Source organism: Microbacterium testaceum, from assembly GCF_020781835.1.
GTDB classification, from domain to species: Bacteria; Actinomycetota; Actinomycetes; order Actinomycetales; family Microbacteriaceae; genus Microbacterium; species Microbacterium testaceum_H.
Genome location: NZ_JAJGNJ010000005.1, coordinates 106,995 through 119,321, shown reverse-complemented (window position 1 = coordinate 119,321; position 12,327 = coordinate 106,995). Strand labels below are relative to the sequence as shown.

General features: G+C 71.1%; 9 protein-coding genes. 8 read left to right on the top strand and 1 reads right to left on the bottom strand.

Annotated features, from left to right (window positions below; genetic code table 11):
- Nucleotides 1–85: 85 nt before the first annotated feature.
- From LL239_RS09075 to LL239_RS09040, 8 genes are all read left to right on the top strand, one after another.
- Nucleotides 86–1,924, top strand: coding sequence for an alpha/beta fold hydrolase (locus tag LL239_RS09075; protein ID WP_228163112.1), 1,839 nt, complete (start codon nt 86–88; stop codon nt 1,922–1,924).
- Between the two features lie 85 nt (nt 1,925–2,009).
- Entirely contained in the window at nt 2,010–4,514 is a 2,505-nt protein-coding gene (locus tag LL239_RS09070) for a glycogen/starch/alpha-glucan phosphorylase (protein ID WP_374197623.1), read from the top strand.
- A gap of 103 nt (nt 4,515–4,617) precedes the next feature.
- Nucleotides 4,618–5,259, top strand: coding sequence for a cyanamide hydratase (locus LL239_RS09065; protein WP_228163111.1), 642 nt, complete (start codon nt 4,618–4,620; stop codon nt 5,257–5,259).
- Nucleotides 5,260–5,309: 50 nt separating this feature from the next.
- A complete protein-coding gene (nusA, locus tag LL239_RS09060; RefSeq protein WP_228163110.1) occupies nt 5,310–6,299 on the top strand; it encodes a transcription termination factor NusA in 990 nt (329 codons plus the stop codon).
- A gap of 34 nt (nt 6,300–6,333) precedes the next feature.
- Nucleotides 6,334–6,585, top strand: coding sequence for a YlxR family protein (locus tag LL239_RS09055; protein WP_228163109.1), 252 nt, complete (start codon nt 6,334–6,336; stop codon nt 6,583–6,585).
- A 93-nt stretch (nt 6,586–6,678) separates the two neighbouring features.
- Nucleotides 6,679–9,465 carry a translation initiation factor IF-2 gene (gene infB, locus LL239_RS09050; protein WP_228163108.1) on the top strand — a complete coding sequence of 929 codons (2,787 nt, stop codon included), beginning with the start codon at nt 6,679–6,681 and terminating at the stop codon, nt 9,463–9,465.
- Between the two features lie 67 nt (nt 9,466–9,532).
- Nucleotides 9,533–9,988 (top strand): 30S ribosome-binding factor RbfA, encoded by a 456-nt coding sequence (gene rbfA / locus LL239_RS09045; RefSeq protein WP_228163107.1) that lies wholly within the window; start codon nt 9,533–9,535, stop codon nt 9,986–9,988.
- A gap of 241 nt (nt 9,989–10,229) precedes the next feature.
- Nucleotides 10,230–11,204 carry a CPBP family intramembrane glutamic endopeptidase gene (locus tag LL239_RS09040; RefSeq protein ID WP_228163106.1) on the top strand — a complete coding sequence of 325 codons (975 nt, stop codon included), beginning with the start codon at nt 10,230–10,232 and terminating at the stop codon, nt 11,202–11,204.
- Nucleotides 11,205–11,375: 171 nt separating this feature from the next.
- Here the strand turns inward: LL239_RS09040 and LL239_RS09035 are convergent, their stop codons facing one another.
- Complete coding sequence (locus LL239_RS09035) at nt 11,376–12,242, bottom strand: A/G-specific adenine glycosylase (protein WP_228163105.1); 867 nt, start codon at nt 12,240–12,242, stop codon at nt 11,376–11,378.
- Nucleotides 12,243–12,327 lie beyond the last annotated feature (85 nt).

Below are 12,327 nucleotides of genomic sequence, written 5' to 3'. Positions count from 1 at the left end.
CTCTCCCTCGGCCCGGCGACAAACCTGTGCGCCCACCGGCCATCTCGCGCCCGGGGCTGCCGACGGTGCTGCTTATCATGGCCTGATGCCCGCGACCCGCCGACCGCTGCCGCGCCGGTGGAACGCACTCCCCGCGCTCGTGCGCAACGCTCCGCCGCGGGTGCTGCTCATCGTCGGGGCCGTCGTGGTCGTCCTCGGCATCCTGATCGTCACGCGTCCGCTGACCTCGCTCGTGCTGCTCGGCGTGTACGTGGGGGCGAGCGCCATCGTGATGGGGGTCCTCGAGCTCGTCGGTCGTCCGGCCGGCTGGTGGGCGCGCGCGGTGTCCGCCGCCTGGATCCTGGCCGGTGTCGCGGTGCTGGTGTGGCTCGGACGGAGCCTCGAACTGCTGCCGCCGGTTCTCGCGGTCCTCCTCGTGATCGGTGGAGTGGCCTCGATCGGCCGGGCGGTGTCGCGAGGGATCGCGAGTTCGCGGGTGCTCTCGCTGGCATGGGGTGTCGCTCAGATCGCCCTGGGTCTGCTGTCGTTCACCTGGCCGGATGTCACCGTCCTGGTCCTGGCGGTCGTGTTCGGTGTGCGCACGATCGTGTTCGGCGCGGGGGTCTTCGCGCGGGGGGTCGTCGGCATCCGTCGTCCCCGTCCGCGGGCGACCCCGTTCGACGCCCAGCGGGCGGTCCGCCGCCGCCGGATCCGCGCCCGGTGGGCCGCCGCCGGACGGTACGCCCTGTCGCTCGTGCTGGTCGCCACGGCCGCGGGCGGCTGGTGGCTCAACGACTGGCTCAACGACGGCGCCCCGGTCGTCGACGCCTTCTACGATCCACCGGCCGAGGTCCCCGGTGGTCACGGCCGCCTCATCCGTTCGGACGCCTATCTCGGCCGCCTGCCCGAGAACGGCGACGTCACGCGCATCCTCTACACGACCCGGGATGCCGTCAGCCGACCGGCCGTGGCCAGCGCCCTCGTCATCGTGCCGAAGGACCTGCCGCCCGGTCCGCGCCCCGTGATCGTGTGGAACCACGGGACCACGGGGGTCGCTCAGGGCTGCGCGCCGAGCCTGCGCGACGCGTCGGCGACCCGGTGGTCGATCCCCGCGCTCGAACAGGCCCTCAAGGCCGGGTGGGTCGTGGTGGCATCCGACTTCTCGGGGCAGGGCGCGCCGGGGGACTACCCCTACCTGATCGGCAAGGGTGAAGCCCGTTCGTCGCTCGACGCGGTCCTGGCCACGAGCGAACTGCGCACCGACCTCACGCTGTCGCCGGACACGGTGGTGTGGGGACATTCGCAGGGCGGGCACGCGGCGCTGTGGACGACCGCCATCGCCGACGACTACGCCCCCGGCATCGACGTGCTCGGTACCGCCGTCGTCGCACCCGTCGCCGACCCGCCCGCGCTCGCGCGCGAACTGCTCTCCGGCCCGCCCAACGCCATGCTGTCCGTCATCACCTCGTGGGTGCTCGTGCCCTATTCGCGCACCTACGCCGATGTGCACCTCGACGACTACATCGCCGAGGGGTCGCGCTCGATCGTCCTGGAGATGACGCAGCGCTGCCCGAGCGAGCCCGGCGTGGTGGTGTCGGTGCTCACCGCTCTCGGCGTGTCGGAGGACCGTCCGCTGTACAACGCCGACCTCACCGACGGTGCGCTCGGCCGTCGTCTTGCCGAGAACGCCATGACGGACCCCCTCGGCACTCCAATGCTCGTCGCGTGGGGGTCGGACGACGAGGTCATCCCGCCGAAGCTGCAGCGCGAGTACATCGATCGGCTGTGCGCGCAGGGGCAGCCGGTGCGGTGGGCGACCTACGCCGGGTACGACCACCTGCGGCCGATCCTGCCGAAGTCGCGGTTCCTGCCGGTCCTGTACGACTGGACCAAGGGGCTCATCGAGCGACGCACCCAGGTCGTGGACGGGTGCGGTCTGCGCTGAGCGTCCGTGCGGCGGCGCGGTGACGATCTCGTGTCGATCCCGTTGCCTCTTGGCGCTCGCGCGCGGTTCTGATTACGGTCGAACCGTGCCCGAGAACACTCCTTCCGCGTCCGAGCTCCGCGCCACTCACCCGCTCGCTCTCGCCCCCGTGGCAGCTCCTCCGGCCTCGGTCGACGGCTTCGTCCGCCGCTTCCTGCAGAACCTGAATTTCGACCAGGGCGTGGCGCTGTCGACATCGGACGACAATGACCGCTACCTGGCCTTGGCGGGGACCGTCCGCGACTACCTGATGGCCCGATGGCTCGACGATCAGGCACAGCAGAGCCGTCAGCAGGCGAAGACCGTGTGCTATCTCTCGGCCGAGTACCTGCTCGGCCGCCAGCTCGACAACAACCTCCTTGCCGCGCGCCTGACCGACATCGCGACCGAGGCGCTCGCGCAGTGCGGGATCGACATCGACGACCTGCGCGCCCTCGAGATCGAGCCGGGGCTGGGCAACGGGGGCCTGGGGCGGCTGGCCGCGTGCTTCATCGACTCCCTGGCGACGATGAGCATCCCCACCATCGGGTACGGCATCCGTTACGAGTACGGCATCTTCCGTCAGGCCTTCGCCGACGGGCAGCAGGTGGAGCAGCCCGACGCGTGGCTGCGCCTGGGGTCGCCGTGGGACTTCCCGCACCCGGAGGCTGCGCAGACGATCTCTTTCGGCGGTCGCACCGAGACCTACGACGACGAGGGCGTCGAGAGGACGCGCTGGATCCCCGACTGGAACGTCCTCGCGGTGCCGTACAACATGATGGTCCCCGGCTACCACAACGGCCGGGTCAACACCCTCCGCCTGTGGCGCGCGGTCGCCACGAACGCCTTCGACCTACACACGTTCAACTCCGGCGACTACGTCGCGTCGGTGCGGGCGCAGACCTTCGCCGAGAACATCTCGAAGGTGCTCTACCCCGAAGACTCCACGCCACAGGGCAAGGAGCTGCGCCTCCAGCAGCAGTACTTCTTCGTCGCGGCATCCATCGCCGATTTCGTCGACAACGTCCTGCCCGAGGGATTCGATCTCGCCGCGCTGCCCGAGCGCGTCATCTTCCAGCTCAACGACACCCACCCCGTGATCGGCGTGCCCGAACTCATGCGTGTGCTCGTCGACGAGAAGGGCATGGAGTGGGATGCCGCGTGGGCGATCACCCAGAAGTGCTTCGCGTACACGTGCCACACGCTGCTGCCCGAGGCGCTGGAGGTCTGGTCGGTCGATCTGCTGGGACGGCTCCTTCCGCGGCACCTCGAGATCATCTACCGCATCAACGACGCCTTCCTGCTCGAGGTGCGCGAGCGCTTCGGCGACGATGAGATGCTCATCCGCGACATGTCGATCATCGGAGAGCACCCGTTCCGCTCGGTCCGCATGGCCTACCTCGCCACCGTCGCGGGCTCCAAGGTCAACGGCGTCGCCGAACTGCACTCGCAGCTGCTGCGCGACAACGTGCTGAAGGACTTCGCGCGGATGTGGCCGGAGAAGTTCACCAACGTCACCAACGGTGTCACTCCGCGCCGCTTCCTGCGCCTGGCGAACCCCGAGCTGTCGGCGCTCATCACCGAGACGCTCGGCGCCGGGTGGACGGTGGACCTCGAGCGCCTGCGAGGTCTCGAGGCGTCTGCCGACGATCCCGAGTTCCGCGAGCGCTTCGCCGCGGTGAAGGCGGCGAACAAGCGCCGACTCAGCCGCGTGCTGGCGGCGCGCGACGGCACGACGCTCGACGACGGCCACCTGCTCGACGTCATGATCAAGCGCCTGCACGAGTACAAGCGGCAGACGCTGAAGGTGCTGCACATCGTCAGCGCGTACGACGGGATCGTGTCCGGTCGGGTGGCGGTCGAGGACGTCCAGCCGCGGACGTTCCTGTTCGGTGCGAAGGCCGCCCCCGGGTACGCGATGGCGAAGCACATCATCCACCTCATCAACGCCGTCGGCGAGGTCGTCAACGCCGACCCGCGGGTGGAGGGGCGCCTGAAGGTGCTGTACCCCTCGAACTACAACGTCACCCTTGCCGAGAGCATCATCCCGGCCGCCGACCTGTCCGAGCAGATCTCGCTCGCGGGCAAAGAGGCTTCGGGCACCGGCAACATGAAGCTGGCTCTCAACGGCGCGCTCACGATCGGCACCGATGACGGCGCGAACGTCGAGATCCGCCAGCTCGTGGGCGACGACAACTTCTTCCTGTTCGGCATGAGCGAGCCCGAGGTCGAGGCGCTGTGGGCCGAGGGCTACCGGCCGGCCGACTTCTACCACGATGACGAACGTCTCCGCCGGGCGATCGACATGATCGCCGCCGGGACGTTCTCGAGCGGCGACCGCACCGTGTTCGAGCCGCTCGTGTCGAACCTGCTGTACGAGGACCGGTTCATGGCCCTCGCCGACTTCGGCTCCTATGTCGACGCCCAGGAGCGGGTCGATCTCGCCTACGCCGACCAGGACGCCTGGGTGCGCTCGGCGATCCTCAACGTCGCGCGCAGCGGCTTCTTCTCGTCCGACCGGGCGATGCGCGACTACCTCGACCGCATCTGGCACGCCACGCCGGTCAACTGAGCCGCAGGCGCCCGATGGCGGGATGATGACGAAGACTGGCCGTTCGGGGCGGGTGCGCCGCGGCTGCGCGCGGCAGAGTGGGAACCCCACCCCAGGAGTTCCCGTGCGAATCGCCGACATCCCCGTCCCCGACACCCTCGCCGCTCGCGGCGCCCTCGCGCTCGCCCAGGAGTACCAGTCGCCGGCCCTCACCGCGCACGCGGTGCGCTCGTGGCTCTGGGCCGAGGCGTTCGCCCTCGTCGACGGCCTCTCCGGCATCGACCATGAGCTCCTGTACGTCTCGGCGGTGCTGCACGACATCGGCACCGTCCCCGCGTTCGACAACCACGCGCTGTCGTACGAGCACGCGGGCGGTCACGTCGGCATCGCGCTCACGGCCGGTGCCGGGTGGGCGCCGGAGCGACGCGCGCGCGTGCTCGACGTGATCGTGCGGCACAACTGGCCGAGCGTCGACCCGGAGATGGATGCCGAGGGCTACCTGCTCGAGACCGCCACCGGCCTCGACATCTCGGGGGCGCGGCCCGACGCGCTCCCGCGGGACTTCGTGCGGGAGGTCCTCACCGCCCACCCGCGCGGCGCGATCGCCGCGGAGTTCGGGGCCTGCGTCGTCGATCAGGCGCAGCGCAAGCCCGACACCGCGGCACGGCGTCTGGTCGACGGGGGAGTGCTCGACAAGCTGTCGGCGAACCCGCTCGAGCGCGTCGCCGAGGAAGGTCGCGAGGGAGCCGGCATCCGGGTATCGTAGGAGGGTTGTCGGCGCCCTCGCGTCGACGAGAGCTGAATACGGAGGGTCTTGTGGACATCGATCTGGCACTTCTGAAGACGATCGAACGCGAGAAGGAGATCCCCTTCGACGAACTCGCGCGCATCATCGAGCAGGCGATCCTCACCGCCTACGCCAAGCACATCTCGCCCAGCGGCGAGATCCCCGCGGGCGCGCGGGCCGAACTGGACCGCAAGACCGGCCACGTCGGCATCTACACGCCCGTCCTCGACGAGGAGGGCGCTGTCATCGGCGAGGAGGAGCAGGCGCCCGACGACTTCGGCCGCATCGCGGCCTTCGCCGCCAAACAGGTCATCAGCCAGCGTCTGCGCGACATCGCCGACGACGCGGTGCTGGGCGAGTTCCGCGGCAAGGAGGGCGACATCGTCGCCGGCGTCGTGCAGCAGGGACCCAACCCGCGCATGGTGCACGTCGACCTCGGCACCGTCGAGGCGATCCTCCCTCCCGAGGAGCAGGTGCCCGGCGAGACCTACCCCCACGGCTCGCGACTGCGCGTCTACGTCACATCCGTCGCCAAGGGCAACAAGGGCCCCCAGATCACGGTGTCGCGCACGCACCCGGGCCTGGTGCGCAAGCTCTTCGCGCTCGAGGTCCCCGAGATCGCCGCCGGCCTGGTCGAGATCGTCTCGCTCGCCCGCGAGGCCGGGCACCGGACGAAGATCGCCGTGAAGGCCAACGACCCGACCGTCAACGCCAAGGGCGCCTGCATCGGCGAGCTCGGCCGCCGCGTGCGCGCCGTGACCGAGGAGCTGGCCGGCGAGAAGATCGACATCATCGACTACGACGCCGAGCTGCCGAAGTTCGTCGCCAATGCGCTGTCGCCGGCGAAGGTGACCTCGAGCTTCGTCCTCGACGCCTCCACCAAGGCCGTCCGGGCCCTGGTGCCCGATTACCAGCTGTCCCTGGCCATCGGCAAGGAGGGGCAGAACGCCCGTCTGGCGGCGAAATTGACCGGCGCGAAGATCGACATCCAGCCGGACAGCATCCTCGAAGACAACTGAGCGTCCGATCGCCCGGACGACGGCGAGGTGTACGATGGAACCTGTACGAACGTGCGTCGGATGCCGCACACGTGCCCCCCGATCCTCGCTTCTGCGTGTGGTCGCGGAGGGATCGGTCCTCGTCAGAGACGAGCGGGCGGTCCTGCCGGGACGGGGTGCGTGGGTGCACGAGACGGACGCGTGCGTCGCGAAAGCTCTCGCGCGCCGCGCCTTCGTACGAGCATTGCGTGTGTCAGGCCCGCTTGACACGCAGACCTTCGAATCAACCCTCCAGCGAAACGGCTGAACGGCTATGGACACGAAGTGAACGGCTCGAAATGAGACCCGTCCGCAACTAACGGTCTGCCCTGTCCGGGGTAGGCCCTCAGACAGGAGAATTGTGGCAAAACCACGCGTGCACGAGATCGCTTCCGAGCTCGGCGTCGACAGCAAGGTCGCGCTTGCGAAGCTGAAGGAGCTCGGCGAGTTCGTCAAGAGCCCCTCATCCACCATCGAGCCCCCGGTGGCTCGGAAGCTCCGCGCCGCCCTCGCGGCCGAGGGCTCGTCGGATGCCAAGCCTGCGGCCTCCGCAGCGCGCCCCGGCGCCCGTCCCGGCCCGGTCCGCCCGGCCGCGACCCCCGGAGCCCGCCCATCCGGCCCCACGCCCGGACCGGCTCGCCCCGCCGCGCCCAAGAGCGCACCCGCGCCCTCGGCGCCGGCTCCCGCGGCCTCCGCCCCTGCGACGCCGGCCGCGTCGACGCCCGCGTCGTCCACTCCGGCGCCGTCGGCTCCCGCCTCACAGGCTCCCAAGCCCGGCGGTCCCAAGCCCGGTCCGGCCGGCGGTGCCTCGCAGCCTCCGCGTCCCGGCGGCTCGCCGCGCCCGGGCAACAACCCGTTCGCCTCGTCGCAGGGCATGGGACAGCGTCCCGCCGGCCCGCGCCCGGGCAACAACCCGTTCGCCTCGGCCCAGGGCATGGGGCAGCGCCCCACCCCGGGCAACATCCCGCGCCCGCAAGCTCCGCGTCCCGGTGCCCCCCGCCCCGGTGCCCCGCGCCCCGGCGGTGCGGGTCGTCCCGGCGGCGGCGGTCGTCCCGGCGCTCCGTTCCAGCAGCGTCCCGGCGGTCCCGGTCGTCCCGGCGGCGCCGGTGGCGGCTTCCAGCGCCCCGGTGGCGCTCCCGGCGGTGGCTTCGCCGGTCGCCCCGGGGGTGGTGGCGGTCGCGGCCGTGGCCCCGGCGGTGGCACCGCGGGTGCCTTCGGTAAGGGCGGCGGCAAGTCCAAGCAGCGCAAGTCGCGTCGGGCGAAGCGGCAAGAGTTCGAGATGCGGTCGGCGCCGGTCGTCGGCGGCGTCAACGTCTCGAAGGGCAACGGCGAGATCATCCGCCTGCGTCGCGGTGCCTCGATCGCCGACTTCGCCGACAAGCTCGAGGCGCTGCGCGGGTACACCGTGCAGCCCGGCACGCTCGTGACGATCCTGTTCAACCTGGGCGAGATGGCCACGGCCACCGAGTCGCTTGACGAGGCCACCTTCGAGGTGCTCGGCGAGGAGCTCGGCTACAAGATCCAGATGGTCTCGCCCGAGGACGAGGACAAAGAGCTCCTCGAGGGCTTCGGTCTCGACCTCGACGCCGAGCTGGAGGCCGAGAGCGAGGACGACCTCGAGATCCGTCCTCCGGTGGTCACCGTCATGGGCCATGTCGACCACGGTAAGACGCGACTGCTCGACGCCATCCGCCAGACGAACGTCGTGGCGGGCGAGGCCGGCGGCATCACGCAGCACATCGGTGCGTACCAGGTCTGGACCGAGCACGAGGGCATCGAGCGCGCGATCACCTTCATCGACACCCCGGGTCACGAGGCGTTCACCGCCATGCGTGCCCGCGGTGCGCAGGTGACCGACATCGCGATCCTCGTGGTCGCGGCCGACGACGGCATCATGCCCCAGACGGTCGAGGCGCTGAACCACGCCCAGGCGGCGAACGTGCCGATCGTGGTCGCGGTCAACAAGGTCGACAAGCCCGATGCCAACCCGGCCAAGGTGCGCCAGCAGCTCACCGAGTACGGCCTGGTCGCCGAGGAGTACGGCGGCGACGTCATGTTCGTCGACGTCTCGGCCCGTCAGGGCACGAACATCCAGGAGCTCCTGGATGCCGTGCTGCTGACCGCCGACGCCGGCCTCGACCTCACGGCCAACCCGAACAAGGCTGCCCGCGGTGTCGCGATCGAAGCGAAGCTCGACAAGGGTCGCGGTTCGGTGGCGACGGTCCTCATCCAGTCCGGAACGCTGCGCGTCGGCGACGCGATCGTCGCGGGAACGGCCTACGGCCGCGTCCGCGCGATGATCGACGAGAACGGCGACGCGGTCGAGGAGGCCTACCCCTCCCGTCCGGTCCAGGTGCAGGGACTCAACTCCGTCCCGCGCGCCGGCGACGTCTTCATCGTCACCGAGGAGGACCGCACCGCGCGCCAGATCGCCGAGAAGCGCGAGGCCGCCGAGCGCAACGCCCAGCTGGCCAAGGCCCGCAAGCGCATCTCGCTCGAGGACTTCACCCGCGCTCTCGAAGAGGGCAAGGTCGAGTCGCTCAACCTCATCATCAAGGGTGACGTGTCGGGTGCCGTCGAGGCGCTCGAAGAGTCGCTGCTCAAGATCGAGGTCGACGACAGCGTCCAGCTGCGCATCATCCACCGTGGTGTGGGTGCGATCACCGAGTCGGACATCAACCTGGCCACGATCGACAACGCGATCGTGATCGGCTTCAACGTCCGTCCCGACACGAAGGCCCGCGAGCGGGCCGCCCGCGAGGGTGTGGACGTCCGGTTCTACTCGGTCATCTACAACGCGATCGACGACGTCGAGCAGTCGCTCAAGGGCCTGCTCAAGCCGGAGTTCGAAGAGGTGCAGTCGGGTGTCGCCGAGATCCGCGAGGTGTTCCGCTCCTCGAAGTTCGGCAACATCGCCGGTGTCATCGTCCGCTCGGGCACGATCACGCGCAACGCGAAGGCGCGCGTCATCCGCGATGGCGTGGTGCTGGCCGACGGTCTGCAGATCGAGTCGCTCCGCCGGTTCAAGGACGACGTCACCGAGGTCCGTACGGACTTCGAGGCCGGTATCGGACTCGGCAAGTACAACGACATCCAGGTCGGCGACGAGATCGAGACCACCGAGATGGTCGAGAAGCCGCGCGGCTGATTCGTCGAACGGGGGTCGCGCCTGCGGGCGCGGCCCCCGTTCCGTCCTCTCAGAGAAGGAGAAGGAAGTGGCAGGGGAACGACAGGCCCGTGTGGCCGACCGCATCCGCGTCGTGCTCGCCGAGCGCCTCGAGCGGGGTCTGCGCGACCCGCGGCTCGGGTTCGTCACGATCACCGATGTGCGCGTGACGGGTGACCTGCAGCACGCCTCGGTGTTCTACACCGTCATGGGCGATGAGGCGCACCGCGCCGATACCGCGGCCGCGCTGAAGTCGGCGACGGGCATGCTGCGCAGCGAGGTCGGCAAGAACCTCAACACGCGTCTTACCCCGACGCTGGAGTTCATCCTCGACGCCATCCCCGAGAACGCCGATCACATCTCGGCGCTGCTGCGCGAGGCGCGGGAGCGCGACGAGTCGGTGGCGGGGCTCGCGGCGCAGGCGTCCTACGCCGGCGACGCCGATCCTTACGTCAAACCGCGCGAGATCGACGAGGACGACGACGAGGACGACGAGCGCGACTGACTCCTCCGCACGAACGGCCGGATGCCACCCCCCCAGGGAGGCGTCCGGCCGTTTCGCGTGCGAGAGGGGCGTGCCGTCGTGCGGAGTCGGGGAGCGGCCCGCCGCTCCGGGGGCCACCATCGTCGGCGTGTCGGTAGGGGAGTCCGCAGGGCGGAGCGGGCCAGGTCCGCCGGGGGACGGAGCATGGAGTCTCCTTCGCACGGGGGAGGTCCCGGCATCCGGGTCTTCGTAGGGTCGAGACATGACCGCTTCGCCTCGCCCGGACTGGCTCGCCATCGGCGTGTTCGCCCTCACCTCCGTCGGCCTCTCGTGGCTCGTCGCGCTCCCGCTCTGGCTGCGCGGCCTGGGCTTGGCCGATCCGTTCCTGGGGCTCACAGCGGCCGCCATGATGTTCACCCCCGCTCTCGGCGTCGTCGCGGCGCTCCTCGTGCAGCGGCGCACGCGCGGACGGCGCGGCGCCCGCGTCGTGCTGCGGGAGCTCGGCATGTGGCCGCTCCGGCCCGCGGCCCGCACGATCTGGACGTGTGTCGCCGTGATCGCGGCCGCGCCGGTGCTCGTCGCTCTCGGCCTCGTGGGGGTGGGGGCTCTCGGCCTCGCGACCTTCGATCCGATCGGGTTCTCCGGCTTCGCCCAGACGCTCCGCGACGCCGTACCCCCGGGAACGCCGCTGCCGCCGGTCGCCGTCCTCGCCGCGGTGCAGGTGGTGATGATCCCGATCGGGGCCGTGATCAACGCTCCCTTCGCGTTCGGCGAGGAGCTCGGCTGGCGCGGCTTCCTGCTGCCGGCCCTGCGGCCGCTGGGGGTGTGGCCCGCCCTGATCATCTCGGGCGCCTTCTGGGGGTTCTGGCACTCGCCGCTGATCCTGCTCGGCTACAACTTCCTCGAGCCCAATGCGTTCGGCGTGCTGATGATGATCGTGGCGTGCGTCTTCTTCGGCATCCTGCTGGGATGGACCCGGCTGCGGACGGCCTCGGTGTGGCCGGCGGTGTTCGCGCACGGCGCCTTCAACGCCTCGGCCGGTCTCGGGGCGCTCGTCGTCGCGGCGGACTCGGCCACCCCGTCACCCGTGATCGCCGGCCCGCTCGGCGTCATCATGTGGGGCGTGTTCGGTCTCGTGCTCGCGGTGCTCGTGCTCACGGGTCAGTTCCGCGCGGACCGGCTCGACGCGCGGCTCGCGCCCGACCCCGTGCGCCCGGCACCGGTGCCGAGCGCCTGATCCTCGCGCCGTGCGGCTCACCGACCGGCAGCGACACGGCGCGCGGGCGGCGTGCCGCCGTGCGGAGTGCGTCGCCGACACGCCCTCGACCGCCTCCGGGCATTGGCGTGTCGGTGCGTGTCTCCGCAGGACGGTACGCCCCGGGGCCCCACGGGCGGGGCGGATGCGCGATCAGCGCGGCAGGAAGAGGACGCCGTCCGCGGCCTCGGCCAGTCCGTCGGCGATGAGGGAATCGATCGCGCGGTCGCGCTGCACCGGGTCCGGCCAGGCGGGAACGACCTCGTCGAGCCGCACGGCGGCCGGGGCGGCATCGCGCAGGACCTTCAGCACGGCGCCGCGCGCTTGGCGGTCGCTGCCCTCGTACTTCGCCTGACGGCGGCGGCGGTCCTCGGATGCCGGGTACCCGGCGGCGCGCCACGCGCACTGCGCGGCCACGGGGCGCACACCGCACTTCGGCGCGCGTGCCGTGCACACGATCGCGCCGAGCTCCATCGCCGCGGCGTTCACGATCGCGGCCTCGCCGATGTCGTCGGGAAGCTCGGCCGCCATGCGCGCGAGATCCGCCCTGCCGGGCGGGCCGGGTTGTGCGACGCCGTCGACGACGCGGGCGAGGACCCGGCGCGTGTTCGTGTCGACGACCGGATGCCGATCGCCGTAGGCGAAGACGGCGACGGCACGCGCGGTGTAGTCGCCGATCCCGGTGAGCGCCAGCAGCGCCTCGACGTCGCGGGGCACGACACCGTCGTGGCGGTCGCGGATCTCGACCGCGGCGCGGTGCAGCCAGAGAGCGCGGCGCGGATAGCCCAGGTTCGCCCACTGCGTCACGGCCTCGGCGGGCGCCGCAGCGGCGAGGTCGGCGGGAGCCGGCCAGCGCCCCAGCCACGCCTCCAGGTGCGGGATGACGCGGGCGACGGGGGTCTGCTGCAGCATGAACTCGCTGACCAGCGTGCCCCACGCGCCGAAGCCGGGCCGACGCCACGGCAGATCACGCGCATTGTCGCGGTACCACGCGATCAGTGGCGCGGCGATCCCTGGCATCCCTCCACCCTACGAGCCCGCGGGGCCGGCGCAGCGCGTCCGATCTCGCGGCGATGTGCGCCGTGCGACGGCGCAACGCGGCGCC